The organism is Ancylobacter vacuolatus, assembly GCF_030813595.1.
GTDB lineage: Bacteria > Pseudomonadota > Alphaproteobacteria > Rhizobiales > Xanthobacteraceae > Ancylobacter > Ancylobacter vacuolatus.
Genome location: NZ_JAUSUH010000014.1, coordinates 44,270 through 70,899, shown reverse-complemented (window position 1 = coordinate 70,899; position 26,630 = coordinate 44,270). Strand labels below are relative to the sequence as shown.

The 26,630-nt window shown below is 66.3% G+C and carries 24 protein-coding genes and 1 pseudogene; 18 read left to right on the top strand and 7 right to left on the bottom strand.

The genetic code is table 11. The features are described from left to right. Positions 1-3 precede the first annotated feature (3 nt). From J2S76_RS22275 to J2S76_RS22255, 5 genes and pseudogenes are all read left to right on the top strand, one after another. Entirely contained in the window at positions 4-720 is a 717-nt protein-coding gene (locus tag J2S76_RS22275) for a cyclase family protein (protein WP_307064205.1), read from the top strand. Positions 721-746: 26 nt separating this feature from the next. Further along, positions 747-1,943, top strand: a complete 1,197-nt coding sequence (uxuA, locus tag J2S76_RS22270) for a mannonate dehydratase (RefSeq protein ID WP_307064203.1) — start codon at positions 747-749, stop codon at positions 1,941-1,943. Between the two features lie 3 nt (positions 1,944-1,946). Next, positions 1,947-3,350, top strand: coding sequence for a mannitol dehydrogenase family protein (locus tag J2S76_RS22265; protein WP_307064201.1), 1,404 nt, complete (start codon positions 1,947-1,949; stop codon positions 3,348-3,350). A 39-nt stretch (positions 3,351-3,389) separates the two neighbouring features. Further along, positions 3,390-4,409 (top strand): Zn-dependent oxidoreductase, encoded by a 1,020-nt coding sequence (locus tag J2S76_RS22260; protein WP_307064199.1) that lies wholly within the window; start codon positions 3,390-3,392, stop codon positions 4,407-4,409. An 87-nt stretch (positions 4,410-4,496) separates the two neighbouring features. After that, a pseudogene (locus J2S76_RS22255) lies at positions 4,497-4,622 on the top strand (transposase); the annotation flags it as partial. Positions 4,623-4,687: 65 nt separating this feature from the next. Here J2S76_RS22255 and J2S76_RS22250 read toward each other — a convergent pair. Continuing rightward, positions 4,688-4,936 carry a hypothetical protein gene (locus J2S76_RS22250; protein WP_307064239.1) on the bottom strand — a complete coding sequence of 83 codons (249 nt, stop codon included), beginning with the start codon at positions 4,934-4,936 and terminating at the stop codon, positions 4,688-4,690. Positions 4,937-5,070: 134 nt separating this feature from the next. Between J2S76_RS22250 and J2S76_RS22245 the strand changes: the two genes are divergently transcribed. The 3 genes from J2S76_RS22245 (at position 5,071) to J2S76_RS22235 (ending at position 8,898) form a co-directional block, all read left to right on the top strand. Further along, positions 5,071-5,454 (top strand): aldehyde dehydrogenase family protein, encoded by a 384-nt coding sequence (locus tag J2S76_RS22245; protein WP_307064196.1) that lies wholly within the window; start codon positions 5,071-5,073, stop codon positions 5,452-5,454. 572 nt (positions 5,455-6,026) lie between these two features. Continuing rightward, entirely contained in the window at positions 6,027-8,261 is a 2,235-nt protein-coding gene (locus tag J2S76_RS22240) for a TonB-dependent hemoglobin/transferrin/lactoferrin family receptor (RefSeq protein WP_307064193.1), read from the top strand. 52 nt (positions 8,262-8,313) lie between these two features. Continuing rightward, the gene (locus J2S76_RS22235) at positions 8,314-8,898 is read left to right on the top strand and encodes a biliverdin-producing heme oxygenase (RefSeq protein WP_307064191.1); all 585 of its coding nucleotides are present in this window, start codon (positions 8,314-8,316) and stop codon (positions 8,896-8,898) included. A 64-nt stretch (positions 8,899-8,962) separates the two neighbouring features. Here the strand turns inward: J2S76_RS22235 and J2S76_RS22230 are convergent, their stop codons facing one another. The 3 genes from J2S76_RS22230 to J2S76_RS22220 are packed head-to-tail and all read right to left on the bottom strand — an operon-like array spanning position 8,963 to position 11,757. Further along, complete coding sequence (locus tag J2S76_RS22230) at positions 8,963-9,727, bottom strand: heme ABC transporter ATP-binding protein (protein ID WP_307064188.1); 765 nt, start codon at positions 9,725-9,727, stop codon at positions 8,963-8,965. Between the two features lie 3 nt (positions 9,728-9,730). After that, a complete protein-coding gene (locus J2S76_RS22225) occupies positions 9,731-10,813 on the bottom strand; it encodes a FecCD family ABC transporter permease (protein ID WP_307064186.1) in 1,083 nt (360 codons plus the stop codon). Positions 10,814-10,815: 2 nt separating this feature from the next. Next, on the bottom strand, positions 10,816-11,757 hold the full coding sequence (locus J2S76_RS22220; protein WP_307064184.1) for a heme/hemin ABC transporter substrate-binding protein: 942 nt from the start codon (positions 11,755-11,757) through the stop codon (positions 10,816-10,818). Between the two features lie 426 nt (positions 11,758-12,183). On the opposite strand from J2S76_RS22220, the gene J2S76_RS22215 reads away from it, so the two are divergent. The 6 genes from J2S76_RS22215 (at position 12,184) to J2S76_RS22190 (ending at position 19,628) form a co-directional block, all read left to right on the top strand. Continuing rightward, complete coding sequence (locus J2S76_RS22215) at positions 12,184-14,406, top strand: GumC family protein (RefSeq protein WP_307064182.1); 2,223 nt, start codon at positions 12,184-12,186, stop codon at positions 14,404-14,406. Next, positions 14,396-15,091, top strand: coding sequence for a hypothetical protein (locus J2S76_RS22210; protein ID WP_307064179.1), 696 nt, complete (start codon positions 14,396-14,398; stop codon positions 15,089-15,091). The genes J2S76_RS22215 and J2S76_RS22210 overlap by 11 nt, the downstream gene beginning before the upstream one ends. 154 nt (positions 15,092-15,245) lie before the next feature. Continuing rightward, positions 15,246-15,860, top strand: coding sequence for a hypothetical protein (locus J2S76_RS22205; RefSeq protein WP_307064176.1), 615 nt, complete (start codon positions 15,246-15,248; stop codon positions 15,858-15,860). 13 nt (positions 15,861-15,873) lie between these two features. Further along, positions 15,874-17,160, top strand: coding sequence for an outer membrane beta-barrel protein (locus tag J2S76_RS22200; RefSeq protein WP_307064174.1), 1,287 nt, complete (start codon positions 15,874-15,876; stop codon positions 17,158-17,160). A gap of 222 nt (positions 17,161-17,382) precedes the next feature. Next, entirely contained in the window at positions 17,383-18,144 is a 762-nt protein-coding gene (locus tag J2S76_RS22195) for a metallophosphoesterase family protein (RefSeq protein WP_307064172.1), read from the top strand. Continuing rightward, positions 18,141-19,628: an O-antigen ligase family protein gene (locus tag J2S76_RS22190; protein WP_307064170.1), complete on the top strand. Its 1,488-nt coding sequence runs from the start codon at positions 18,141-18,143 to the stop codon at positions 19,626-19,628. The genes J2S76_RS22195 and J2S76_RS22190 overlap by 4 nt, the downstream gene beginning before the upstream one ends. Positions 19,629-19,650: 22 nt before the next feature. Here J2S76_RS22190 and J2S76_RS22185 read toward each other — a convergent pair whose 3' ends face one another. Genes J2S76_RS22185 through J2S76_RS22175 form a run of 3 tightly spaced genes read right to left on the bottom strand, consistent with a single transcriptional unit; the run spans position 19,651 to position 22,395 of the window. After that, positions 19,651-20,220 (bottom strand): polysaccharide biosynthesis/export family protein, encoded by a 570-nt coding sequence (locus J2S76_RS22185; protein ID WP_307064168.1) that lies wholly within the window; start codon positions 20,218-20,220, stop codon positions 19,651-19,653. Between the two features lie 20 nt (positions 20,221-20,240). After that, positions 20,241-21,497 (bottom strand): glycosyltransferase, encoded by a 1,257-nt coding sequence (locus tag J2S76_RS22180; protein ID WP_307064166.1) that lies wholly within the window; start codon positions 21,495-21,497, stop codon positions 20,241-20,243. After that, a complete protein-coding gene (locus tag J2S76_RS22175; protein ID WP_307064164.1) occupies positions 21,427-22,395 on the bottom strand; it encodes an NAD-dependent epimerase/dehydratase family protein in 969 nt (322 codons plus the stop codon). Before J2S76_RS22175 ends, J2S76_RS22180 begins: the two co-directional genes overlap by 71 nt. A 410-nt stretch (positions 22,396-22,805) precedes the next feature. On the opposite strand from J2S76_RS22175, the gene J2S76_RS22170 reads away from it, so the two are divergent. From J2S76_RS22170 to J2S76_RS22155, 4 genes are all read left to right on the top strand, one after another. After that, entirely contained in the window at positions 22,806-24,230 is a 1,425-nt protein-coding gene (locus J2S76_RS22170) for an exopolysaccharide biosynthesis polyprenyl glycosylphosphotransferase (protein ID WP_307064162.1), read from the top strand. 118 nt (positions 24,231-24,348) lie between these two features. After that, the gene (locus J2S76_RS22165; RefSeq protein ID WP_307064161.1) at positions 24,349-24,585 is read left to right on the top strand and encodes a hypothetical protein; all 237 of its coding nucleotides are present in this window, start codon (positions 24,349-24,351) and stop codon (positions 24,583-24,585) included. Positions 24,586-24,679: 94 nt separating this feature from the next. Continuing rightward, positions 24,680-25,540 carry a glycosyltransferase family 2 protein gene (locus J2S76_RS22160; RefSeq protein ID WP_307064160.1) on the top strand — a complete coding sequence of 287 codons (861 nt, stop codon included), beginning with the start codon at positions 24,680-24,682 and terminating at the stop codon, positions 25,538-25,540. A gap of 2 nt (positions 25,541-25,542) precedes the next feature. Beyond that, a complete protein-coding gene (locus J2S76_RS22155; protein ID WP_307064159.1) occupies positions 25,543-26,622 on the top strand; it encodes a glycosyltransferase family 4 protein in 1,080 nt (359 codons plus the stop codon). The last annotated feature ends 8 nt before the right edge of the window (positions 26,623-26,630 follow it).

The following is a 26,630-nucleotide window of genomic DNA, read 5'->3' as shown; positions in this document are numbered from 1 at the left end:
ATGATGGACCTCGACGCCCTCGCCGCGCTGTTCCGCTCGCCGCAGGTCCGGCTTGTCGACCTCACCCATCCGCTGGCGCCGGACATGCCGGTGTGGCCGACGCATCCGCGCTTCACTCAGGAACTCATCGAGAGCTATGACCGCGGTGACGTCGCCTGCAATCACGCGCTGTGCATGAGCGAGCATTCCGGCACGCATTTCGACGCGCCGTTGCATTTCGTGCGTGACGGCGCCGCCATCGACCAGATCGAGCCGCTGCGCTTCTTCGGCCGCATGGCGACTATTGACTGCAGCAAGGTGGCCCCGCGCCACGCCATCGGTATCGAGACGATCCTTGATTTCGAGACCCGTCATGGGGCCATCCGCCCCGGCGACGCGGTGTTCTTCCATTTCGGCTGGGATGCGCACTGGACCGAGCCCGCGCCGCACGTCGCCTTTCTCGCGGACTGGCCCGGCCTGTCGGAGGCGGCGGCCGGATGGCTGGTCGAGCGCCAGGTGCGCATCGCCGGGTCGGATTGCCTGTCGCTCGATGCCTTCGGCAGCACGGAGTTTCCCGCCCATCGCCGGCTGCTCGGGGCGGGCGTGCTGATCGGCGAGAACTTCGCCCGGCTCGGCGAGCTGCCGCCCTTCGCCTTTCTCGTCACCCTGCCGCTGCCCATTCGCGGCGGCTCGGGGGCGCCGCTGCGCGCCATCGCGGTCGTCGGCGCGCCCACGTCCTGAACCGAAAGCCATTCGAGGATATTTCTATGCGACACACATGGCGCTGGTTCGGCCCCATCGACAAGGTGAGCGTGCGCGACGCCGCGCAGGCCGGCGCGCAGGGCATCGTCAGCGCGCTGCATCATGTCCCGACCGGCACCGCCTGGACCGCACACGAGATCGCCAGGCGCCAGGCCGAGGTGCGGGCGGGCGGGCTCGAATGGGAACTGGTGGAGAGCATCCCGGTCTCCGAGAGCATCAAGACCCAGACCGGCGCGTGGCGTGCGCACATCATTGCCTGGCAGGAAAGCCTGCGCCGGCTCGCTGAGGCGGGCATCTTCACCGTCTGCTACAATTTCATGCCGGTGCTGGACTGGACCCGCACCGATCTGCGCTGGGAAGCGGCCGACGGTGCCCGCGCCATGCGCTTCGACCTTGTCGATTTCGTCGCCTTCGACCTGTTCCTGCTGGCGCGCCCCGGCGCTGCGCAGGACTATCCGGCAGCACTGTTCGACGAGGCACGTGGGCGTTTCCTGGCTTTCAGCGACGTCAAGAAGGCAGCCCTCGCACGCAACATCGGCGCCGGCCTACCGGGTTCGTCGGACGGTTACAGCCTCGCCGAGCTGCGCGAGGCACTCGCGCGCTACGCCGCGATTGACGCCAACCGGCTGCGCAAGAATCTCAAGGACTTCCTCGCCGAGGTGGTGCCGGTGGCCGAAGAACTCGGCATGCGGCTCTGCGCTCATGGCGACGATCCGCCCTGGCCGCTGCTCGGCCTGCCGCGCATCCTGTCCACCGAAGCCGATTATCGCGACATGCTCGATGGGGTGGACAGCCCGGCCAATGGCGTAACGTTCTGCACCGGCTCATTGGGCGCGCGGCCAGACAACGACCTTCCCGCCATTGCAAAACGGCTGGCCTCGCGCATCCATTTCGTTCATCTGCGCAATGTGCGGCGCGAGACGGATGGCTTTCCCTGCTCCTTCTTCGAAGACAGGCATCTGGAAGGCGGCACAGACATGGTCGCCGTCATCGCCGCCCTTCTCGCCGAGGAGCGGCGGCGCAAGGCCGAGGGGCGGGTCGATCATCAGATTTTCATGCGTCCCGACCATGGGCAGGAAATCCTCGATGACCTGACGCGCGGCGCCCAGCCCGGCTATCCCGCCATTGGCCGGCTCAAGGGCCTCGCCGAATTGCGCGGCATTGAGCACACGCTTTCCCACCCCGCCTTCGGCGTCGCGTGACCCATGGAACGCCTCTCCCCCAAAACGGTGCTGCCGGCGCATGTCTTGCGCCCGGCCTATGACCGTGCGGCGTTGACGCCGGGCATTGTCCATATCGGCATCGGCGCCTTCCACCGTGCCCATCAGGCCATCTATACCGATGCCGCTCTGGCCATGGAGTTCGGTCCATGGGGCATCGTCGGGGTGAGCCTGCGCTCCACCGCCATCGCCCAGGACCTGCGCGCGCAGGGTGGCCTCTACAGCGTCATTACCCGCGATGGCGACGAGGACAGCGCCCGCGTCGTCGGTTCCGAAATCGACGCCCTGGCGGCGACGCAGGAGCGCGAACGCCTGCTGGCGCTGCTGACCAATCCGGCCATCCGCATCGTCACCTTGACCGTCAGCGAGAAGGCGTATGGGTTCGATCCATCCACCGGCAGGCTCGACCCGGCGCACCCGGCGGTCGCAGCCGACCTCGCCACGCCGGACACACCGACCGGCGCGATCGGTATCCTTGTCGAAGCTCTGGCGCGCCGCTACGCCGCCCAACGGCCGCCCTTCACCGTGCTGTGCTGCGACAATCTTCCCGCCAATGGCCGCCTCGTGCGCCGCCTCGTACTGGACATGGCCGAGCGCCGCGACGCCCCGCTCGCCACATGGATCGCCGAGAAGGGGCGCTTTCCATCCAGCATGGTCGATCGCATCGTGCCGGCCGCGACCGACGAGACCCGTGCCCGCGCCGCCGTCCTCATCGGTGCGCAGGATACGCTGGCACTGGAAACCGAAGCGTTCAGCCAATGGGTGATCGAGGAGGATTTCGTCGACGGCCGGCCAGCCTGGGAGGCCGGCGGGGCGCTGTTCGTCGCCGATGTCGAGCCCTATGAGAAGATGAAACTGCGGCTGCTCAACGGTTCGCATTCGCTCATCGCCTATCTCGGCCAGCTCCACGGTCTTGACCATGTGCGCGATGTGATGGCGGTGCCCGAGCATGTGGCGCGGGTGCGCGCGCATATGGAGGCGGCCGCCGCGACGCTGGACCCGGTGCCGGACATCGACCTCGCCGTCTATCGCGCGCAGCTTGTTGCCCGCTTCGCCAATCCGGCGATTGCCCATCGCACAGTGCAGATCGCCATGGATGGCACGCAGAAGCTGCCGCAGCGGGTCTTCGCACCGGCGGTCGAGGCACTGGCGAACGGCGGTGACGCCGACGCCTTCGCCTATGTGACCGCACTCTGGCTCGCCTATGTCAGCCGCATGGGACCGGTCAACGACCCGCGGGCGGCCGAGCTTGCCAGGGCAGCATCGGAGGGAGGATCAGCGCCCTTCTTCGCGCTGCCCGGCCTGTTCCCGCGGGAGCTCGTGACCTCCACCGACTGGCGCCAGCGGGTCGCTATCCATCTCTCGGCACTGGAGGCGGCCAGCCGCTGAGGCGGCTCGATCGCGTCATTCCTCAACAGGATCATCCTTATGGTCACGATCTCGGTCCGCGAACCCCATTCCCTCCTCGTCGATAGGCGCGAGGCAACCGCGCCGGGGCCGGGGGAAGTCGCCATCTCGGTGCGCCGCGCTGGCATCTGCGGCTCGGACATGCACATTCTCCACGGGTCGAACCCGTTCGTGACCTATCCACGTATCATCGGCCATGAGTTCGCCGGCGTGGTGTCGGCGCTCGGCGCGGGGGTGTCGCATCTTGCCATCGGCGATCATGTCGTGGCCGACCCCGTCATCTCCTGCGGCCATTGCCATCCCTGCCGCACCGGTCGCTCCAATGTCTGCGCGAAACTGCAGGTCATTGGCGTCCATCGCGACGGCGGATTCCGCTCGGTCGCCATCGTGCCCGAGGCCAATGCGGTAAAGATCTCGCCTTCGCTCGGCTTCGATGTCGCCGCCCTTGCCGAACCGCTGGCGGTGGCGGCAAATGTGCTCTGGCGCACCGCGTGCACAAAGGACGACGTCGTCCTCGTCTACGGCGCCGGCACGGTCGGCATCACCGTTCTACAGGTCGCGAAGATGCGCGGCGCCCGCTGCATCGTGGCGGACATCGATACCGACCGCCTCGACAGGGCACGCGAGTTCGGCGCCGATCTGGTCGTTCATTCAAGGGAGCGTTCCGTCGGCGAGGCGGTCGCGGGCGAGCTCGATGGTCTCGGCCCCTCCGTCATCATCGACGGCGCGGGTATTCCCGCTCTGCTGGAAGAGGCCTGCCGCATCGCCGCGCCGGCCGGGCGCATCGGCCTGCTCGGCTTCTCGCCGGCCCCGTGCAATGTCAGCCAGCAGGAAATCGTGCGCAAGGAACTGACGCTGGTCGGCTCGCGGCTGAACCGCCGGTTCATTCCCGAGGTTGTCAGCTGGCTGGAGAGCGGCGCGCTGAAGCCGGCGCGCATGATCACCCAGGCCTTCCCCGCGCGGGAGGCACGCGCCGCCTTCGATCTCGTCGAGCAGCATCCCGAACATACTCTGAAGGTTCAGCTCGCCTTCGATGAATGAACATCAGCTGCGGTTTGATGGCAGGGCGGCGGCGGCGCTGTCGCTGAATAGAGAACCATCGGCGAAGCTGCGGGTCCGTGGGGATTGGAAGAGGTTCACCTCAACCTCGCCTATCGCTGGTTCTGCCAGCTCGGTTTGGAAAGCGCGGTGCCGAACCACTCCACCTTCTCCACGAACCGGCACGGCCGCTACCGCGAAAGCGACCTCATGCGGGCGGGCACGCTTCGAGCGTTCGGCGCCTCGACCGTTCCCGCATCCGATATCGTGGAGGCGCAGTGTTACCGACGTGCCAACGCTATGGCATGGGCGTGATGGCCTGGAGCCTGAGCGCCGTCGAGGCGTTGATTGCGTTGGCGGAAGGCGCCGGCATCTCGCTGATGCACCTGGCGCTTGCCTTCGTCGTCTCGCATCCCCCCCTCCGCCGCGATCATCGCCACCCCACAAGGGAGCAACGCGCCGGCCTGCTGGCCGGCGCAGATGTCGTTTTTTTTTCCGACGAGCTCCTGGATCGGATCGGCGCGCTCCACGCCTCACCCCCGCCACGAACGACAGGCGCGGCCGAAAATTGCCGGGCGCGCAGGCCGGCCGCGGCATGCGCGGCATTGATGGAGGCGACCAGCGCATCCATGTCCTCCGAGGTCATGTGCCGACTGAGCTCGGTATGGATGCCACCGGGATGCACCGCCGTGGCGCCTTCGTCGACCCCACCGTGTTCGACAATGTCGACCCTTCCATGCGCGTCGCCCGCGAGGCGATCTTCGGGCCGGTGCTTGGTGTCATTCCGGTCAACCGCGTCGACGAGGCGTTGGCGCGCGACACCGATGACGGCCTGCACGCCACCCTCTTCACCCGGGACATCGACAAGGCCTTCCACCTCGCCAAGAGGCTGCCCTGCGGCACCGTGGCGATCAACGGCTTCAGCGAAGGCAATGTGACCACGCCCTTCGGCGGCTACAAGCCCTCGGGCTCGACGGCACGCGACAACGGCACCGAGGCGATGGACCGGTATCTGCAGACCAAGACCATCTGGCTGTCGCTGCGGTGAGGTAAGCGCGGCTTCTGCGAAGCCGGCGGCACGAAGCCGGCGCCCCCCGCCCGGGCACACACCCCACCCGTGATTCGTCGAAGCGGCGAGCCCGGGCCACCTCGCCAACGACGATGCCCCGATCGGCGCGGGGGCGGACGCGCCCTCGCCGGCGTCCCCCTCGGCGCGTGCCGGCCGGCGCGGCCTTCGGCAGGCCTCGGAAAATAAACGCGCGGCGGCGGCGCGCACGTAGGCCGCAGAAACCGCACATTTCCTCGCATCCTGCCCACCCATGCGGTACGCGGCGCGAGTTTGCAGGTCATAGATTATAATTATTACAAATATAATGGATGCCCCCTCTTTTAATCACAACAAACTGCCCGCCACCTGGAACTACTATAAATACATATCCTCTTTTTAACTTATATAAATCGAATAGATACGTGATTTGACTCAAGTATTTACTTAAATTAACCCTCCCCCCTCGAAATCAACTCAACGTTCGGTACCAGCCGGACAGGGATGCGGGCGCCCGGTGCCCGCCGGGGAAAATCGTGTCGTCCGGCGGACGCGCGATTCGGGGATGGACACAGATGCGCAAGACCGACCGGGGCTCTCCCCGTCTCTCGACAGTCGCACGGACGGCAGGGTTGGGCGTCTCCTGGCTCGCCTTGCTGGCCGCCGCGCCGGCAATGGCGCAGGAGGCGGCCGCGCAAGCCCCGGCCTCCAGCGCCGCCGTGGTCGAGACGGACGAGTTCGTCGAGCTCGACCCCATCACCGTCGTCGCCACCCGCACCGCCGAAAACTGGATCGACACGCTGGCGGGCGTCACCGTGCGCCGCTCGGCGCAGCTGGAAACGCTGATGCCCGAGCGCACGGCGGATCTGTTCCAGGGCATGCCCGGCACCACCGCGATCCAGAACGCCAATACCAGCCAGACGCAGATCAATATTCGCGGCCTGCAGGATTTCGGCCGCGTGGCGGTGATCGTCGACGGCGCGCGGCAGAACTTCAACCAGCTCGGCCATGCCGGCGCCGGCGGCTTCTTCGTCGAGCCCGGCCTCATCGCCGATGTCGACGTGGTGCGCGGCCCGGTGTCGAACATCTACGGTTCGGGCGCCATTGGCGGCGTCGTCACCATGCGGACCAAGGACGCCGAGGACATCATCGCCCCCGGCCAGAGCTGGGGCGTCGAGGCCACCGGCGAGACCGCCGGCAATGGCTTCATGGGCTATGGCTCGGTGCTCGGCGCGGCGAAGGTCGGCCAGAATGTCGACCTGTTCATCGGCGGCACCTATCGCAACGCCGACAATTACCATGACGGCAATGGCGACGTGGTGCCCGACAGCGGCTTCGACACCTGGACCGGCATCGCCAAGGCGACCTTCCGACCCGTCGAGTTCCACGAGATCAAGCTGACCGCGCTGAACTACGACACACAGTTCACCACCAGCGCCGACGCCAATGGCGCCACCTCCTACAGCACCCAGGCGACCAACCGCACGGTGACGGCGAGCTGGAACTACCAGAACCCCGAGGACAATCTGTTCGACTGGCGCAGCTCGGTCTATTGGAACCAGGTCGACCAGGACCAGGTGAAGGTTTCCGGTTCTTCCAACCCGATCACCGGCGCGGTGGGCGATCCGCGCAGCTTCGTCATCGACACGGTGGGCTTCGACGCCAACAATACCAGCCGCTTCGATGCCGCCGGCTGGAACAACGCCATCACCTTCGGCGGCGACTATTTCCAAGACGAGATCGACAATACCGACGATTACGGCTTCGGCGAGGGCTACAACCCCTCGGGCGATCGCGGCGTCGGCGGCGCCTTCGTGCAGTGGAAGGGCAATTATTCCACCTGGCTGGAGGCTATCGCCGCGCTGCGCTACGACGCCTATTCGCTGAATTCCGACGATGGCGGCACCAGCGGCGAACGGCTCTCGCCGAAATTCACCCTCGGCGTCACCCCCTGGTCGTGGCTGACCCTCTACGGCACCTATGCCGAGGGCTACCGCGCCCCCACCGTGACCGAGGCGCTGGTCTCCGGCCCCCACCCCCTGCCGTTCAACACCGGCGGCACGATGTTCTACTTCGTGCCCAATCCCGGCCTTGAGGCGGAAATCGGCAAGAACAAGGAAGTCGGCATCAACATCAAGAAGGACGACCTGTTCGTCACCGGCGACAGGCTGCGCGCCAAGCTGAACTACTACCAGAACGATGTGGAGAACTATATCGATGACGTGAGTTTCGGCGATTCCACGGGCACGATCTGTCCCATTCCCGGCCGGCCGACCACCTGCTTCCCCTATGATTGGGGCGTGGCAGGCTATGTGCAGTACCAGAACATCCAGGAAGTGCGGCTGAAGGGCTTCGAGTTCGAGGGCACTTATGATGCGCGCAAATGGTTCGTCGGCCTTTCCGGCCAGATCTCGGAAGGCGAGGTCACGGCGGGCCTTTATGCCGGGCAGCCGCTGGGGAGCATCCAGCCGGACCAGGTCACGACAACGCTCGGCTTCCGCTTCCTGGAGGAAAAGCTGACGGTCGCCGTGCGCTGGACCGCCGTGGCCGCCGTCAAGGCTTCCGACATCCCGGCTTACAACACCGAGCTGGAGCCGACGGGCAGCTTCAACCTCGTCAGCGTCTATGCCGGCTACCAGCCGAACGCGAACACACTGTGGCGGCTGTCTGTGGAGAACCTGCTGGACGAGCAATACACCCAGTATGAGAACTTCCTGCCGAGCGCCGGCCTCACCGTGAAGGCCGCCCTGACCATGCGTTTCGGCGGCGGCGAGATCGCCTCCGCTGCCGACCCGTTCTATGTGAAGTGAAGCGTTGTGAAAGAGCGTTCCCGCCGGCATGGCGGGATGAGAGGAGCACGATATGTCGATAGCCACGGATGTGGAGGCACCCAACCGCGCCAAGCGCCTCAAGGCTGCCTCCACAGCCGCGCATGAGCGGGTGGATTCGGGCGTCATGCAGGCCGCCCCCTTCGCCGACGGCGCGAATTACCAGCGTTTCCTGCGCTTTCAGTACCATCTGCACCGCCGGGTCGCGACGCTGTATGCCGACCCGTCGCTGCAGGAGATGCTGCCGGATCTCGCGGCGCGCTGCCGCCTCGCGGCGCTGGAGCAGGACTTCGCCGATCTCGGCCTGACGCCGCCGGAAGCCCCTTTCGGCCCGATGCTGGAGAGGCCCGAGGCGCTCGGCTGGCTCTATGTCGTCGAGGGCTCCAACATGGGCGCCGCCATCCTCGCCAAGGAAGCCGCCAAGCTCGGCTTCACCGCCGAGCACGGGGCGCGCCACCTCGCCGGCCATCCCGAGGGGCGTGCGCTGCACTGGCGCCGCTTCACCGCCGCGCTTAACGAGGCCGAGCTGACATCAGAGGAAGAGGCGCGGCTGGAGGCTGCCGCCAACGCCGCCTTCAGCCATGTCGAGACGCTGGTCGGGCGCGAGCTCCCCCGGTAGCACGAGCGGCCTCAGCGGTCCGCCGACCCTCAGCCTCGCCCGGCGCGCCCGGGCGGGGCTTTTTTCATGCGCGCGAAGCGGCCTGCGGCAAGAGGAAGGGCGTGGGCGGCGCCCAGCCGATCCGCACGCTCACACCGTAGAGCTCGGCAATGCGGGCATCGGTGAGCACGTCGGCCGGTGTGCCCTGCGCGGCCACCCGGCCCTGTTTCAGCGCCACAATCTCATCGGCCACCATGGCGGCCAGGTTGAGATCGTGCAGCACGGCGAGCACGCCGACGCCCTCACCCGCCAGGTCCCGTATCAGCCGCAGCACCAGCAATTGCTGGGCAAGGTCGAGGCTGGCGGTCGGCTCATCGAGCAGCAGATAGCCCGGCCCCTCGCCGCCCTCCAGCTGCACCAGAGCGCGGGCAAGCTGCACCCGCTGCTTCTCGCCGCCGGAGAGAGGGTCATAGCTGTGGCCCGCCAGATTGGCGAGCTCGACCCGCGCCAGCGCCCGCCGGATGCGCGCCGCGCTGTCGCGGCCGGGGGCGGCGCCAATGCCGGCCACTTCCTCGACGGTGAACGGAAAGGCGACATGCACGCTTTGCGGCAGCACCGCCCGCAGCCGTGCCAGTCGCGCCGGCTTCAGCCCGGCAAGGTCGGCGCCGTCGAGCGTCACCTGCCCACGCTGCGGCCGCCGCTCGCCCGCCAGCACTTTGAACAGCGTCGACTTGCCGGCGCCGTTCGGCCCGATCAGCACGGCGACATGGCCGGGGCGGATGTCGACCGCTGCACCGTCCAGCAGCGTCCGGCCGCCGACGGCAACTCCTATGTCAAGCGCGCGGTACATCGCTCACCCCATCAGGGCCGCGCGTCGGCGCAGCAGCAGCCAGAGAAAGAACGGCGCGCCGAAGCCGGCGGTGACGACGCCCAGCGGCAGCTCGGCCGGGCTGACGATGGTGCGCGCCACCACATCCGCCCCCAGCAGCAATGCCCCGCCGAGCAGCCCCGCGCAGGGCAGCAGCAGGCGATGGCCGGGGCCGAACATCAGGCGGATGAGATGGGGCACGACAAGGCCGACAAAGCCAATCACGCCCGCCACCGCCACCGAGGCTCCGGCCCCGGCGGCGATACCGAGAATGGCCAGCCATTTGGCCCGCTGCACGTCGATACCGACATGGAACGCCTCCGCCTCGCCGAGCGCCACCGCATCGAGAGCGCGGGCGAGCCGGGTGCAGATCACCGCCAGCAGCAGCATGAAGGGCAGCGCCGCCGCCACCTTCTGCCAAGTGGCGCCGCCGAGCGAGCCGAAGGACCAGAAGGTGAAGTCGCGTAGTTGCTGGTCCGACGCCACGAAGACCGTCAAGCCGGTGCCGGCGGCGGCCAGGGCGGCAATCGCGATACCGGCAAACAGCATGGTGACAACAGAGGTTCGCCCCTCATGGGTGGAGATGGCATAGAGCGCCACCGTGGCGATGAGGGCGCCGCAAAAGGCCATGAGCGGTAAGCCGGCATCAGCAAGAGCCGGCGGCAGATAGAAAGCGAGATGGCCCCCGGCGACGATCCACACCGCCGCCGCCAGCGCCGCGCCATTGGAGATGCCGATCAGCCCAGGATCGGCGAGCGGGTTGCGGAAAATGCCCTGGGTGACCGCTCCGGCAAGCGCGATGCCGCCGCCGACCAGCAGCCCGAGCAGGGTGCGCGGCAGCCGCACATCGAGCACGATCACCGCCTCGCGCAGCGCCGCCCCGCTCGCCCGCTCGCCGCGCAGGGCGGCGGCCAGGATCTCCACGATCCTTCCAGGGGCGATCGTCACCGGCCCGATCGCCAGCGAGGCGAGGAAGGCGACAATGACCAGCAGGGCGCAGAGGCCAAGCGCGAGAAGCGTCCGCCGCGGCCGGCGCGCCCGCAGCTCCGTGGCGGCAGAGACGGCCATGCTCACGGCGTGCCGGGCGCGGCGGCCGAGCCGGAAGCGTGGGCCGGAAGCGCCGGCAAGGCCAGCTCGGGATAGATCAGCGCGGCGAGATCGCGCGCCGCCTGCGGCGTGCGTGGCCCAAAGCTGAGGAGATAGCCGCCATCCATACGGTAGAACCGGCCCGCCATCATCGCGGAGGTGCCGGCAAAGGCCGGCATCGCCTTCACCGCGTCGTCGGACAGCGCGTGGTTCTGATCCTTCATCAGCAGGATGGCATAGGGATCGGCGCCCAGCACCGCCTCGCCCACCGCCGGCTTGTAGCCGTGCAGCGCCGCCATCGCATTGGTGACACCGGCGAGTTCAAACATCGCCTGCGCCCCGGTGCCGGCCCCGCCGACAACCGGCGCCGCGCCGGAGGCCGACAGCACGAACACCGCGCTGCGCGGCGCGGGAATGCGGGCGCGGATCTGCGCCAGCGCGGCGAAATCCGCCCCCACCGCGCGCGCGAGTTCTTCGCCGCGCTCCGGCACGCCGGCCAGCGCCGCGATGCGGCTTATATTGGCGAGAATGCCGGCCTCGTCGCGAGCCTCGGGAAGCGTCTCGAAGGGAATAGCGGCGCCCTTCAGCACCTTCACCGCGTCCGGCGGGCCGGCGCCGTCGAGGGCGATGATCAGGTCCGGTCCGACCGACAGCACGCCTTCCGGCGACAGGGCGCGGAGATAGCCGACATTGGGCTTGTCGGTCAGCGCGCGCGGCGGATAGGTGCTCGACGTGTCGACCGCGACCACCCGATCCTCCAGCCCGAGCGCATAAAGCGTCTCGGTCACGGCGCCGCCAATCGCCAGGATACGCTGGGGCGACGCGGCGGAAGCGAGCGACGCCGGAAGCCCGCCGCCCGCAGAAGCCGCCGCCACCAACAGCAGGGCCGCCGCCAGGGCTTTTTGGATCGTTACGCGCCGCACCATCGCTCTTCTCACATCTGTTCGACGCGGGCGACAATAGGCAGTGGCAAGGCCCAATTCCACAGCAAGACGCGACAAAAGAGAATAAGGTCGCAGATTATAAATGTAATAAATAGAAGGCTTTAGGGCCTTTTTGTCGGCTCTTCCCGCCCCATACCGGCTGGGCCGAGGGCGACCCCGCTCCCTTGCTTCGACCTGCGTCCGGAAGGGTTCTTCCACCTCCGCGGAGACCACTTATGGTCGCGGGAGTCTTGCCAGGCCCCCACCCGCTGGGGTTGGCCCAGCCTGTTGCAGCGCGAGAGGATCGGGTAAGGTTCTCTAGGCATCCTTCCTTTGGTCACTATAATCGAGGCGTTTCCGACAGCCGCGCCTGACAAATGAGGCCAAGCGTCATTTCCGGCGTTCGCGGCCATCTCTGGATTGGGCTTGATGCACGGACAGATTACCCGAGCGCCGGCGAGCGAAGACGACGATCGCATCGATCTTCATCAGATCATGGACTTCCTGGTCCGTCGCCGCCTGCTGATCGGCTTCATTGCCGTGATGACGATGGCGCTGGCGCTGGGCAGCGCCTTCCTGTTGACGCCGCGCTACACCAGCACCGCTGAAATCCTGCTTGACCAGGCCTCGCGCTCGGCGCTGGGAACCGAACTCAGCGGCATGGACGCCAATTCGATGGCGGCAGCCGCGAACATCGAGAACCAGATCTCCATCATTGAATCGCTCAACCTGCTGCGGCGGGTGGTGGAGAAGGAAGGCCTGGTCAACGACCCCGAGTTCGGCACCCAGGCATCGGGCCGCTCCTGGAGCACGGCGTTCTGGAGCCTGTTCGGAGGGACACCAGCCACGGTGGAGGAAAAGCTCCCGGCCGGCCCGGGCGCCTCCAGCATTCCCGACGACATACGTGCCTCCATCTACCGACTGCGCGGGGCGCTCCACGTCGAGCGTGTCGGGCGCTCCTACATTCTCCAGATCTCGGTCACCTCAACCGATCGCGACCGCGCCGCGCGGCTGGCTAATGCCGTCGCCGACGCCTTCATCGTTGACCAGCTCGAAACCCGCTTCGATGCCGCACGCCGCGCTTCGGACTGGCTGAACGACCGGCTGCAGAGATTGCGCGACGCCCTACGCCGATCCGAAGAGGCCGTGTCGCAGTTCCGCACCGAGCACAATCTTGTCTCGGTCGGCACCCGCTCGCTCAACGAGCAGCAGCTCTCCGAAGTCAGCGCGGAACTCGTGCAGGTGGAGACCGAGGCCGCCGAGAAACAGGCGAAGTACGAACAGGCCAAGAAGATCCTCGACGACGGCGGCAACCTCGCGACACTTCCCGATGTGATCCGCTCGGGCGTGGTGACGAATCTGCGCAGCCGCCACGCCGAGGTCACCGGGCGCGAGGCGGACCTCGTCACCCGCTATGGCGAGCGCCACCCGATGGTGGTGAATGTGCGGGCCGAGCGGCGGGAGGTCGAGCGCCAGATTTCGGCCGAGATCAACCGCATCGTGGCCAATCTCGAAAACGACTATGATGTCGCTCGCACCCGGGCGGCGGCGATGGCGGCCAATGTCGCCGCGGCCTCCGGGCAGAACACCAGCGACAATGCCCTCGCCGTAAAGCTGCGCGAGCTGGAGCGGGACGCCTCGGCCAACCGCACGCTCTATGAGACCTTTCTTGGCCAGTCGAAGGTGACATCCGAGCAATCGGAACTGGACATTCGCGACGCCCGGATCATCACGCCGGCCTTCCCCTCGGGAGCACCGTCCTTTCCCAAGAAATCGCTGTTCCTGGCCGCCGGCACCGCGCTGGGGCTGGTGCTGGGCATCGGCCTGGCGGCCTTGCTGGACATGCTCAATGCCGGCTTCAGCAGCCCGCGCCAGCTGGAAGAGGCGACTGGCCTGCCGGTGCTCGCCTCGGTGGAATGGGCTGACTTCACCGAGGGCGAGAAGACCAAGGGCGCCATTCCGATACTCGATTTTCTCACCGCCAAGCCGCTCTCCCGCTTCAGCGAATCCATCCGAAGCCTGCGGGCCGGGGTGCAGATGTCGGATGTCGACAACCCGCCCCGGGTTGTCGAGGTCACCTCCGCCTCGCCCTCCGAAGGCAAGACCTCGATCGCGCTGGCGATCGCCGCCTCCGCCGCCAGTTCCGGCAAGCGCGTGGTTCTGATCGACTGCGACCTGCGCCGCCCTTCGATCACCCAGCAATTCGGGCTCGACGAAAAGCCGGGCCTCGTCGAATGGCTGGCGCAGGCGGTGTCCTCGGAAGGGCTGCTGCACCGCCACAGCGCCTCCGGCATCTATGTGCTGGGCGCCGGCGCCAAGACGCAGAACCCGCCAGACCTGCTGGGCTCGGCGCGGATGCAGCACCTGATCGAGCAGCTGCGGCAGAATTTCGACCTGGTAGTGATGGACGCCCCCCCTGTCGGCCCGGTGGTGGACGCGGCCATCCTCGCTCCCGTGGCGGACAAGGTGCTGTTCGTCGTGCGCTGGAACACCACGGCGCGTGAGTTCGTGCGGCATTCGATCGAGCGCATTCCCGGCGATCGCAAGATCTGCGGGATCGTTCTCAACATGATCGATCTGCGCGGCGCGCCGAAATATGGCCGCTATTCCTACCACTCCTCCGCCTATTACAAGAAATACTATGTCGGCTGACGCTCCCCGTCGGCACGGCGGCAGCCGGGCACTGCACGCGGTGTTTTCGCTGGTGCTGATCGCACTCGCCGCCGGCGCCATCTTCAAGGGTGTCGCCTTCGCGCGGCTCGGCGCGCTCGAATGGCAGATGGAACGCGAAAGCAACAAGACCGGAGCCAAGACCGGCACCGTGACCGGCGCCGTCATCGACCCGCGCTCCCGCGCAAGGCTGGCGGAGGAGCGGCGTGAGGCGCTGGCGCAATGGCACGATGTCTGGGGGCTTCGCGACAAGGCGCGCCAGCTCGCGTTCAGCCTGGGCCAGCACGCGCTCGAACCGCCTTCGCCGACCGGGCTGGCGGAGCTTGTCGCCGTCCTGGAGGTGGATCCGGTGCGGTCCGCCTCCTGGATGGACCTTGCCCAGCTGACATGGCCGGACCTCGCCCTTCGCCCCACCTCGCTGGCGGCGTGGGAGCTCTCCCGCCTGACCGGGCCTTATGAATATGCCGAGATGCTGCGCCGGGTAAACTTCCTGGCGCGGCGCTGGATTTTTGCCGACGCCGACAGCAAGCGCCATTTCGTCTACGACGTGACCGTGATGCGCCGGTTTCCGGACCCGTTCCTGCCCGGCTGGCAGCGCCTGCTGGCCTCGCTGCCCGCAGCCCAAAGCCGGCTTCTTATCGATGAGATGAAGGTGCCTCCACCCTGATACCGCAACGCGGCAGATTGCGGCCGATTCGCCCGTGGCGGCCTGCCTCTTTCCCCTGCGAGAGCCTGAAATGGCTGGAATGCTGCGTTGCCACGGTTGGCAATGCCGTCCCGGCTCTGGTACTCTTTCCACCGGGGTCCAGGGCGGACGGGGCATGATTGGCAAAACGGTTCGCGCGCTTGTATTTATCGCTGCCACCAGCGCGAGTGTGCCGGTGGCCGGCATCCTGTTGCCCACGATGGTTCAGGCCGCGCTTTCAACCGGAGAGCAGGCGGCTCTGAACGTTGTCGTCTCAGCCGAAAGCCAGGCCAGTCCCGACGCGCAGGTCGCTGCCATCATGGGCTCCTCGCTCAGCGGCGCGCAAAAGGCCCTTGCCCTTCAGTGGCTGGCCGAAGGGGCAGCAACCGACGCGCAGGTGGTCGCAATCGCTGCGGCAATCATCTCGGCCGTCGTCGAAGCCGGCGCCGCCGGTCAAACGGGCACGGTTGCCGTTCTCGGCACCGGCCTCGGCCAGGCCTACAAGGCGCTTAATGGCGATGGCCGCGCCTCCGCCGCCGGCGCTGTCATGTCGGCGATGCAGAACGCCACCGCCGAGCCAGGAGCCGCAGGAGGTCTCTCGCGCCAGATGTCTCAGGCCTTGACCACGGCGTTCACCGCGGCGGCCGCCGGCACCCCGCGCAGCGCCGCCGATTCCTCGGGGGAAGATGCGCCCGATCCGGGGCAGACGGACAACCCCGGGCCCACGCCTGAGACACCGAGCCCCTCGTGAGGATGATGGGCTCATGAGAGCGCTCCCCCTCGCTGGATTGCTGGTCGGCCTGACGGTGCTTTCCGCGCCGCTCGACGCGCGTGCGGACGATATCGCCCCCAGCTACCGTCCGGCCGTCGAAGTCGATCCGGCGCGGGCGGCAGTTCTGGACCGCCAGCCAGTCAATTACATGCCGCTCGGCGTGCCTGTCGGCGCCTTTGTGCTGTTTCCGACGCTCGGCCTCTCGACGGGCTACGATACCAATATTACCGCGACCAATAATAACGAGAAGGCGGACTGGCTGTTCACCGTCCGGCCTGCCTTCGACCTCCAGTCGGACTGGGCGCGCCACTTCCTTGCTTTCGACGGGTATTTCGAGAGCACCAGCTACGCTAAATACAGCAATGCGGACTATGAGAACTATGCCGCCGGTGCGCGCGGCCGCATTGATGTCACCAGCGACTTCACCATAGGCGGCTATGCACGCTACGCCCATCTCAACGAGTTGCCGGGCGACGACGAGACCAATGTGAACAATCTCGGTGACCCGCTGCCATACGAGCAGGTGACGGCCGGCGTGAGCTTCGACAAGCAGTTCAACCGTATCTGGACGACGGGCGGCTTCGATTTCCGCTACCGGGATTTCGACGACTGGCTGGATGGCGCGCCGACCGACCAGTCCTATCGCGACGGCAGCGACTACAAGCTGGGCGGGCGGATCGGCTATGAGATCAGCGCGCTCACCAGCGTGTTCGTCGGCGGCTCCTATCAATGGTTCGAAGTTCAGGATTCGGACTATAATTCCAGAGAATACAAGATCATTACCGGCGTTCAGATCGAACCCTCCCGGCTGACCCGCGGCGAGGCTTACATCGGCTATTACGACTGGGCCTCCGATAACGGCTATCTCGACGGCAGTTCGGGGCTGACTTTCGGCGCCAATCTGCAATGGTTCGTGACGCCGCTCGTGACCGCCACCTTCTCCGCAGGCCAGCAGGTCACGACCTCGAACTTTGAATATAACGGCTTCACCGGCTCGGCGGTGGTGAGCTCGACGGCCGGGGTGCGGCTCGACTATGAGTTCCGCCGCAACATCGTCATCTCTGGCTGGTTCGACTATCTGAACCAGGACTATGACGAGTTCCCGCGAGTCGATAATCAGTATGTCGTCGGGGCGGAGCTGCGTTACTCGATAAATCGCTTCGCCACCGCCAAACTCAATTATTCCTACACCGACTTCCAAACGAATTTTAACAACATAAACGGTGCCGAGGATTACATCCGCAACCTGGTCACCGCCGGCGTCACCCTCGCCTATTGAGCCAATACCGGCGCGCGATGACGGGTCCCTGCCTGAACCCACGCCGGCTCATGCTACACCGCCGACCCCGGATCGCTGCCTGATGGCCTCAGCCATTTCGGCTAGGGAATTCTCCGTGAAAGCGGATAGACTCGTCGCGACGAGAAAATGCTCCAGCGTGTTGATTGCAGAGCACTTTCTTATCGATCCGGTGATACCACCTGATCGGAAAGGGCTTCTCGCATGTTCTTCTCCCGCTTCCGCGCGGCCGGAACACGGCGCGCACCGGCACGCATTCCCGAAGGCGTGCGCGTCTACGCCATCGGCGACATTCACGGACGCCACGACCTGCTCGGCGCCCTTCTCGCGGCCATCACCACCGACGCCGCGACCAGCACGAACGCCTGCCGGCTGGTCTTTCTCGGTGACTACATCGACCGTGGCGACAATAGTGCGGGGGTGATCGCGCGTCTCCTCAGCGGCGTTGCCGAAGGGCTTCCCGACGGTTCATGGACCTGTCTGCTGGGCAATCACGAGGCGACGCTGCTGGCGGCGCTCGCGGGCGAGGCCGACTGGGAGGCGTGGCTGCGGATGGGCGGAGCGGAGACACTGTTCTCCTATGGCGTCTCGGCGCGCAGCTTCACCGGGCCTGACCGCGGCGAACAATTGCGCGAGGCGGCGCTCGCCGCCATTCCCGCCGCGCATCTCGATTTTCTGCGCCAGTTGCCCGCCAGCACTGAGATCGGCGACTATTATTTCTGCCATGCCGGCATCCGGCCCGGTGTCCCGCTCGACCAGCAGTCGCGTGACGACCTGATCTGGATACGCGACCCGTTCATCCGGTCCGCGCGCGACCACGGCAAGCGCATCGTTCACGGCCACACGCCGGTGATGGAGGTCGAGATGCACACCAACCGGATCAATGTCGACACCGGCGCCTATCTCACCCACCGCCTGTCCTGCGTCGTGCTCGAAGGCGATGAGGCGCGGGTGATCCACACATGAGGCCGACGGCCGCCGCGCGTAGCGCGCCGCGCTCGGCAAAGCCCGGCGCCCCGCGTGCCTCGGCCTTTCTGGCGCGCGGCACCCGGGCGGAAACCTATAATGACCTTGTCTTCGCCGGGCTTGTCCTGGGCCTGGCCTGGGTCCCCTTCCTCCTCGGTAGCAACCGCCTTGTCGCCTGGGGCGTGAACGCTGTGCTGTTCGGCATGTTGCTGGCGCTGTTCGAGGCCGGGCGGCTTGTCAGCGGCGCCCGCCATCCCATCGCGCCACGCCGGCTGTGGTGGGGCTTTCTCATGTTGAGCGCCGTTGCCGGCTGGATTGTCTTCCAGCTCTCGTCTTGGGCGCCGCCCGCTTGGCAGAACCCGTTCTGGTCGTTGTCCGCCGATGTGCTCCAGGCCCTGCCCGGAGCGGGGCCGATCGAGGGCCGCGTCTCGGTGACGCCGGATGCCGGCGTTCGCGGGCTTGTTCTGCTGCTGACGAATGCGATGGCGTTCTACCTTGCCCTGCAGCTTTGCCGCGATGGACGACGGGCCGACCTGCTCCTGCGCGCCCTGGTGGTGATTGGCGTCGGCTACGCCCTTTTCGGCCTTGTCCAGCACGCGCTGGCACCGCACACGCTGCTGTGGTTCGAGCGGCAGGCCTATATCGGCCAGGTGACATCGACCTTCGTCAACAAGAACAGCTACGCGACCTATGCCGGCATCGGGTTGATTGCGACCATCGGCCTGCTGATCGATGTCTATCGCCGCGCCGGGCGCCGGCGCGACCTGCCACTGGCGGTGCGCGCCACCGCCTTCGTCGAAACCACTCTGCAATCCGCATTGCCGATCCTCGCCAGCGCCGGCGTCATCGGCGTCGCGCTCGTGCTCACCGTGTCGCGGGCGGGGTTTATTGCAGGCATCGCCGGTTTGCTGACGCTGATCCTGCTCGCGCTCACCGCCAGCCGCCGGCGCTGGCTGATCTTCGTCATTGCCGCCCCGGTGCTCGCCGTCCTGCTCGCCGCGCTGGCGCTGTTCGGCGACGATCTGGGGGAACGCTTCACCTTGCCGGGCGCCGGCGACGCCCGCTGGGAGGTGGCCGCCCGCGCGCTGGAGGCGGTGCGCGACGCGCCGCTGACCGGGTTCGGCTATGGCAGCTTCGAGCGCATGTTCGCTGTCTATCGCGGCAGCGAAGCCTTCACGCCCTGGCATCATTGGGACAAGGCCCACAATACCTATATCGAGCTTCTGTTCGACCTCGGCATTCCCGCCACCGCCCTGCTGGTCGTGCTGGTCGGCGCCCTGCTGGCGGTCATGCTGGCCAATATGCTGCGTCGGGAGGCCCCGCATATGATCAGCCTTGTCGCACTGGCAGCGAGCGCGACCGTTCTCCTGCACGCGGCGTTTGATTTCAGCCTGCAGATCCAGGCGGTGGCGATCACCTACTGGGCGGTTGTCGGCGCCGGCCTGGCGCAGAGCTGGAGCCGGCGGATCGACACCGCCGCCTGAGCGCGCCGGCGCCGAAGAGGGATCAGAACAGCCGCTCGCCGACCCGCACAATATCCCCAGGAAGAACCATGGTGGTGGTGGTGACAGGGTAGGAATATTCCTGGGTCTGGCCGGCGCGGCGGATATTCACCGTGGAATCGTTCGCCCGATAGGTGAAGCCGCCGGCCACCGCCACCGCGCTCATGATGTTCATGCCGTTGCGATAGGGGTATTCGCCCGGCTTCGACACCTCGCCAATGATGTAGAAGGGACGATACTGCAGAACCTCGATATTCACGCGCGGATCCCGCATGTAGCCGGACGATAGCTTCTGCGTGATCACACTCTCCAGACCATGCGCCGTCTCGCCCTGGGCCTTGATGTTGCCGATCAGCGGGATCGAGATCATGCCGGCGGAATTCACTTCAAACTCGCCCGAGAGCGTCGGCTCGTTGAACACGGTCAGGCGCAGCCGGTCGCCGGTGCCGAACACATATTCGACGGAAGCGCTCGCATCGGTCGCGGCGGGCGGTGGCGCGCTTGGCGCTGTCGTGCAGCCCGCCAGCGAAAGCAGGATCGGCACGAGAGCCAGCACCAGCCTGGCGGGGCTCATTCGTTTGCAGCGACCAACGCTCATATGGCTTCAGAACTCCCGTCTTCGCGGCCTGCGCCGTCCCTACCCCATCGCCCCGCCCGGGCGAGCCGCTCATCGATGAAGGCCTTGATCCGGCTTTCAAACAGTTCGCGGCCGAACCGCGACACATGCGAGCGGTAATCCTCGGCCGTGCCGTCGACCGCGCCCGCCTCGAAGCGCTGCACCGCATCAATGATCGCATCGGCTGTTTGTTCATGAAACAGCAAGCCGGTCTTTCCATCGACCACCGTTTCCCGTGCCCCGCCACGGCAGAAGGCCAGCACCGGGCGTCCGCTCGCCATGGCCTCCAGCGGAACGATGCCGAAATCCTCGACGCCGGGGAACACCAGCGCCCGGCAGCGCGCGAGGTGCCACTCCATCTGCGTGTCGCTCACCGGGCCGAGGAAGCGGATGGTGGGGCCAGCCAATCGCTTCAACGCCTCGCCAGCGCCATCACCGATGATGTCGAGCCGGCGCCCCATGCGGTTGAACGCCTCGATCGCCAGTTCGATCTTCTTGTAGGGTGTGATCTGACCCGCGCAGAGATAGGCCTCGTCAAGCGTATCGCTGGGGGCAAAGCGACCAAGCTCAACCGGGGGATTGATGACAGTGGATTCGCGGCGATAGAACTTCTCGATGCGCCGGGCGACATATTCGGAATTGGCGATGAAGGCGTCGACCCGGGCGGCCGTTGTCACGTCCCACTGGCGCAAGCCGGGGCCGAAGAGCGACATAGCCAGCCGGGTGATCGGGCCGGACGCGGCACGATATTGCGACTCAAGGTCCCAGATATAGCGGATCGGCGAGTGACAATAGCAGACATGCAAACTGTCCGGCCGCGTCACCACGCCCTTGGCGGGCCCGGCCTCGCTGGAGATCACCAGATCGTAATCCGTGAGGTCGAGGCTCTCCAGCGCATAGGGCATGAGCGGCAGCATCTTCTGGTAATGCCGGCGGCCGCCGATCTTCTGGAGGAACGACGTGGTAATGGAATGACGCCGGATGGTCTCGGAAAGATTAGCCGGCTCTGCAACCAGCGTGAAAATATCGGCCTGGGGGTAGAGGCGGCAGAAGGATTCGAGCACCTTCTCCCCGCCCCTCATGCCGACCAGCCAATAGTGAACTAGGGCGACCTTCATCAAGCTTCGTCTTTCATCGGGCATTGGGAGGAGAAAATGTCGGCCGTCAATCAAACGCGCCCGCAGAATCGTCCTTCCACCGTTGCAGCGCCGCCGGCAGCAGGCCGCGACGGGCAAGACCGCGCGATTCCAGCCAGGCAGGCACCACATCCGTCGAGCGCACCAGCTTCATCACACGGTCGGGGTGAATGCCAATACCTGCGCCGGCCACAGGCCGCAGCGCGGCCGCGAGCCCGAGCACCGCGGCACGTGGCACCGTCAGCGTTCGTGCCTGCGGAAAGTGGTGCGAACGGAACGTTTCGACAATCTCCTCCAATGTGTAGCGGTCGGCATAACAGCCGTTGAACACAATGAAGCGCTCCTCAAGCGAGGCGGCATGCAGCAACGATTCCACGAGATCCTCGACATAATAACATGCCTTTATGGTGTCCCGTCGCCCGGGATAGACGAAGAGCCCCCGCCGCAGCAGCCGGGCAAGCCGGGTGAAGTTTCCTCCTTCGGCATGGCCGAAAACCACCGCAGGCCGGCAGATGACCAAGCGGTGCGCCTCGCTTTCCGCCAGCCAGGAACGGTGAATATCCTCCGCCATCCATTTTGACCGCCCATAGGGCGATTCCGGCTGGGGAAGGGACGTTTCGGATTTCGTTTCCTCGCCGGGCCCGTAAACGGAGATAGAACTGGTAAACACGATCGTCTTCACCCCCTGCCGGCGGGCAAAGGCGGACACTTCCAGCGCCCCGCGGATGTTCGTCTCGTAATATTCGTGCGCAGGGTGGCCGGGCGTCGTGTGAACCGCCGCGAGATTGTATATCGTCCGGACCTCGGCGCCGACATCGAGTGCTGAGAGATCCCGGACGTCGGCAATTTTGTAATCGACGCCGGGAACTTTTATCTTTGGAGGGCGGATATCTACACTTATGAGCCGAGATCGGCAATTGGATACCAGCTTCCGCAGCAAATGTGACCCGATGAATCCTCCGCCACCAAAAGCAACTATGACCCCTTGATCCCTCATGCACCCCACCCGGCCGCCACCGACCCGCGATCTGTCATTAATTGCATTAGATTAAAATCGTTCTAAAATTTACCGATACTCTCGGCTGCCCCCCCTAGGCTTTCACATGATCCCGGGCCAGATGTCCCAACGGAATATTGCCGAGCGGCAATTGCTTCTGCTATGCAAATACCATAGCGAATGGGAGCCGCATAAGACAGCTGGGAACAGCTCGACAGTGTATTTCCCATCGGTCGATCGACATCATTTTCTCATGCTGGGTTCCCGCCTGCAGCACGACATGATCTGTCCAACGGCAGTGGCGGCGCCGCCATGTGACCGACGGCAGGGCTCATCAGGCAGAAGCTTTGCCGGCTGATGCGCGCTCGTTGCCCGCACCATCCAGGCCTCAAATGAAGGAAGATGGACGCATGGATGGCATCGGCGCTCACGGTGGCACGCGCGACGCTGCCGCGGGCGGCGGATCGGAGGAGCGATCCCCCGATAGCCTCATGCGTTACCGAGACGCCATCCGGGTCGGCCTTACGGCAGGGATGGCATGTGTCGACCTGCTCGCCATCGCCAGCGGGTGTCTGGCCGGGGCGGCCTTGCGGCACGGCTCTCCCTTGGAGGGCAATTGGGACATCTTCTTTTTTCTGGCGCCCACCTATCTTCTCGCGGCCATCCTTCTGCAGGCTTATTCGATTCCGACGGCGACGTCGTTCAACCGCTCGATCTCGGCCACCTATAGTGCGCTGCTCATCACCGTCGGCATCTTCCTCACCGCCATCTTTGCGCTCAAGGTCGGGAGCCTGCTCTCGCGCCTCGAAATCGGCTACAGTTTCGTGATTGCGTTCGCGCTGATCGGTCTGGGCCGGGTCGGCGCCACCCTCCTCACGCGAAAGCTGCTCCTGCCGATTGTCGCACCGCGGCTGGTGGTTCTCAGCGACGCCACGGAACGGAGCGCGCTGAAGGACGATGCGTTGACTACCTATGTGGATGTGCGCGCCGCCGGGCTGATACCCCATGTGCATGATCCTGACTTCTTCGCCTCCGTGAGCGGCGTCATCGGCTATGCCGACCGGGTCGTCCTTGCTTTCTCGGAGGCGCATGAGCGGCTAAAGTGGACCGAGGCCATGCGGCTGAGCGGCTTTGAAGCCGAGATCGTGTTTGATCTCGGCGGTTTCGAGCCGCTCGCACTGTCGCGTTGGAACGACCGGACCACCCTGCTCATTTCGCGAGGCCCCCTGACGCTTGCCGAACGCCTGGCCAAGCGACTGTTCGATCTCGCCGTCTCCCTTCCGCTCATTGTGGCCGTCGCCCCCACCATCGCGGCGGCGGCCTTGCTGGTGAAACTCGATTCCCCCGGTCCGGCCTTCTTCGTCCAGGAACGGGTGGGCCGAAACAATCGCACCTATCGATGCTTCAAGTTGCGGACGATGCGCAGCGAGGCGAGCGACGCCACCGGCCGGGTATCCACCTCACGCGGCGACCGGCGCGTCACCCGGGTGGGCCGGTTCCTGCGGCGAACGAGCATGGACGAGCTACCCCAACTCCTGAATGTCCTGATCGGCAATATGAGTTTGGTGGGCCCGCGCCCCCATGCGCTGGGCTCGCGCGCCGAAGGGGCGCTGTTCTGGGAGCTCGTCCCCGATTACTGGAGCCGGCACGCGGTGAAACCGGGACTGACCGGTCTCGCCCAGATCCGCGGCCTGCGCGGGGCGACCAATAGCCGCCGCGATATCGAGGCCCGCGTGGCCTCGGACCTCGAATATATCAACAACTGGTCGCTGTGGATGGATGTGAAGGTTCTTCTGCTCACGGTTCGCGTCATCATCCACCGCAATGCCAATTGATACGATGCGGAACGGAGCCTCTCCACAGGGCCGCCGCCCCCCACGCATGTGGCAGGTTGGTGCCGTTCTCGGCACACTGGCCGCGCCGTGGCGTATGGCAACCCGGCAAGCGGACCCCATGTCGATTGATGCCGACTTTTCCTCCCCACTGAACGACCGGACGGGGAAGCTGTTCCGCCGCGGGATCATCTCGCCCCTAGGCATGTCAGTTGCATCGGTGAGCGACGGCCGGCTGCACGATTTCCCGCGCGGCGATCTCGCGCGGCAAGTCGCCGGGCGGCTTACTCATTGGCGAACGGCGGCCGGGGTTTTCGGCGCCGGCCAGCGCATCGACAGGCTGGCGGGAGCGCCCTGATGATCGGCGCCTCCTCGACGCACCTCCGGCACGGCTCGTGCGATTCTCCGGCAGGGGGCGCATGAACCCCACATCCGAACTCTCCGTCGGCATCGTGATCGCCACGCTGGGGCGGGCTAGGAATGTCGCGGCCCTGCTCGACCGGCTGGCGCTGCAGAGCCGACTCCCGGCCTGCGTGGTGCTGTCGATGGAGAGTGCCGAAGATGCACCGCCGGCGCGCGCCCACCCGTTCCCTCTGATCCAGCTGTTCGGGCCGCGCGGGTCCTGCCAGCAACGCAACCGCGCCCTCGACAGGCTGCCGCCAGATATCGATCTCGTCCTGTTCCTCGACGACGATTATGTCCCTTCGCGTCGCCTCATTGCGGGTCTCGTGCACTTTTTCGTCACCTTCCCGGCCATCGCCGGGGCAAGCGGCCGTCTGCTCGCGGATGGAATCATCGGTCCCGGCATCTCGCCGAAGGCGGCGGTGGCGCTGGTGGAGGCGGAGGACGCCCGGAACGAGCAGCCGAGCCTCAGCGTGTCCGCCCCCCATCCCGGGCTCTATGGCTGCAACATGGCTTACCGAAGGACCGCGATCGGCGACGTCCGCTTCGACGAAAACCTGCCGCTCTATGGCTGGCAGGAAGATATCGATTTTGGCGGCCATATTAACGGGCCGCTGGTCTACACGGATGCATTCTATGGCGTGCATTGCGGAGAGAAGTCCGGACGCGAGCGCAACGGTCGACGTCTGGGCTATAGCCAGATCGCCAACCCCTGGTATCTCAGGCGCAAGGGCACCATGCCGGCAGGCTTCGCGCGCCGGCTGATACTGCGCAGCCTGGCAGCGAACGGGGTCCGCCTGCTCCGGCCGGAACCCTGGATTGACCGGAAAGGGCGCATGATCGGCAACTGGCTAGCGGTGCGCGATATCCTGCTGAGGCGCGTTCACCCGCGCCGTATCCTGGAGCTGTAGGCATGGCCGGCAAGGCCCCGCTCTTCATCAACGGCAAGTTCATGTCGGGCGGGGCGACGGCGGTTCATCGCGTGGCACAGGAACTGATCACCGCCCTTGCCAAGGCGGCGCCGGCGCGGGAACTGAGGCTGCTGGTGCCGCCGGGACTGGAGCGCCTGAACAATGATCCCGGCATTCCCGCCCATCCGGTGGGACGGTTCAGAGGCATCGCGTGGGAACAGATTTCGCTGCCGCTCTACGTGCGCGGCGGGCTTGTGCTCAACCTGTGCAACCGGGCTCCCCTCGCCCTCCGCAACGGGCTGACGCTGATGCACGACGCGCAGGCCTTCACTGCCCCGCAATCCTACCCTCTTGGCCGAAGAATGATGGGCCAGTGGCAGTGCCGTGCCGCCGGGCGGCGCCAGCTGGGGCTGCTGACCGTGTCGGAATTCGCCAAATCAGAGCTTGTCGGCCTGCGGCTCGCCCCGGCGGAGCGGGTGCATGTCATCCCCAATGGCGTCGACCATGTGCTGCGCGCGCCCGCCCAGGACGACATCCTTCCCCGGCTCGGGCTGGTGAAGCGTGGCTACGCGCTGGCGCTCGCCAACCTGATGCCGCACAAGAACATCCCGCTGCTGATCCGCGCCTTCGCCCGCCCCGCTTTGGCGGGAATGACCCTGGTGCTGGTGGGCGGCGCCGGGCGGGAGGCCTTCGCCGCCGCCGGCATCATCGCCGGGGCCAATGTGCTCTTTCCCGGCTATGTCTCGGATGGCGAGATGCGCGCCTTGCAGGCCCATGCGCTGGCGGTATGCACGCCCTCGCTGACCGAGGGCTTCGGCATGCCGCCGGTGGAGGGGCTGCTGCTGGGAACACCCGCTGTGATCGCGCCGTGCGGCGCGCTGCCGGAAGTCTGCGGCCCGGGCGCGCTGCAGGCGGACCCGCGCGACCCCGCCGCCTGGGAGGCCGCGCTGCTGCGGCTGCGCGACGACAAGGGGCTGCATGACCGCCTCGCCCGCGACGGCCAGGCCTTCGTCGCCCGCTTCACCTGGCAGGCCGCCGCCCGCCGCCTGCTCGACGTCATTGACGCCGTGGCGCCAGGCTAACGAGGAGG

Bases quoted from the DNA above. Each gene is read 5' to 3' on its own strand.
- J2S76_RS22275 (WP_307064205.1), top strand. From the start codon at position 4: ATGGACCTCGACGCCCTCGCCGCGCTGTTCCGCTCGCCGCAGGTCCGG.
- uxuA (WP_307064203.1), top strand. From the start codon at position 747: ATGCGACACACATGGCGCTGGTTCGGCCCCATCGACAAGGTGAGCGTG.
- J2S76_RS22265 (WP_307064201.1), top strand. From the start codon at position 1,947: ATGGAACGCCTCTCCCCCAAAACGGTGCTGCCGGCGCATGTCTTGCGC.
- J2S76_RS22260 (WP_307064199.1), top strand. From the start codon at position 3,390: ATGGTCACGATCTCGGTCCGCGAACCCCATTCCCTCCTCGTCGATAGG.
- J2S76_RS22245 (WP_307064196.1), top strand. From the start codon at position 5,071: ATGGATGCCACCGGGATGCACCGCCGTGGCGCCTTCGTCGACCCCACC.
- J2S76_RS22240 (WP_307064193.1), top strand. From the start codon at position 6,027: ATGCGCAAGACCGACCGGGGCTCTCCCCGTCTCTCGACAGTCGCACGG.
- J2S76_RS22235 (WP_307064191.1), top strand. From the start codon at position 8,314: ATGTCGATAGCCACGGATGTGGAGGCACCCAACCGCGCCAAGCGCCTC.
- J2S76_RS22230 (WP_307064188.1), bottom strand. From the start codon at position 9,727: ATGTACCGCGCGCTTGACATAGGAGTTGCCGTCGGCGGCCGGACGCTG.
- J2S76_RS22225 (WP_307064186.1), bottom strand. From the start codon at position 10,813: ATGGCCGTCTCTGCCGCCACGGAGCTGCGGGCGCGCCGGCCGCGGCGG.
- J2S76_RS22220 (WP_307064184.1), bottom strand. From the start codon at position 11,757: ATGGTGCGGCGCGTAACGATCCAAAAAGCCCTGGCGGCGGCCCTGCTG.
- J2S76_RS22215 (WP_307064182.1), top strand. From the start codon at position 12,184: ATGCACGGACAGATTACCCGAGCGCCGGCGAGCGAAGACGACGATCGC.
- J2S76_RS22210 (WP_307064179.1), top strand. From the start codon at position 14,396: ATGTCGGCTGACGCTCCCCGTCGGCACGGCGGCAGCCGGGCACTGCAC.
- J2S76_RS22205 (WP_307064176.1), top strand. From the start codon at position 15,246: ATGATTGGCAAAACGGTTCGCGCGCTTGTATTTATCGCTGCCACCAGC.
- J2S76_RS22200 (WP_307064174.1), top strand. From the start codon at position 15,874: ATGAGAGCGCTCCCCCTCGCTGGATTGCTGGTCGGCCTGACGGTGCTT.
- J2S76_RS22195 (WP_307064172.1), top strand. From the start codon at position 17,383: ATGTTCTTCTCCCGCTTCCGCGCGGCCGGAACACGGCGCGCACCGGCA.
- J2S76_RS22190 (WP_307064170.1), top strand. From the start codon at position 18,141: ATGAGGCCGACGGCCGCCGCGCGTAGCGCGCCGCGCTCGGCAAAGCCC.
- J2S76_RS22185 (WP_307064168.1), bottom strand. From the start codon at position 20,220: ATGAGCCCCGCCAGGCTGGTGCTGGCTCTCGTGCCGATCCTGCTTTCG.
- J2S76_RS22175 (WP_307064164.1), bottom strand. From the start codon at position 22,395: ATGAGGGATCAAGGGGTCATAGTTGCTTTTGGTGGCGGAGGATTCATC.
- J2S76_RS22170 (WP_307064162.1), top strand. From the start codon at position 22,806: ATGGATGGCATCGGCGCTCACGGTGGCACGCGCGACGCTGCCGCGGGC.
- J2S76_RS22165 (WP_307064161.1), top strand. From the start codon at position 24,349: ATGTCGATTGATGCCGACTTTTCCTCCCCACTGAACGACCGGACGGGG.
- J2S76_RS22155 (WP_307064159.1), top strand. From the start codon at position 25,543: ATGGCCGGCAAGGCCCCGCTCTTCATCAACGGCAAGTTCATGTCGGGC.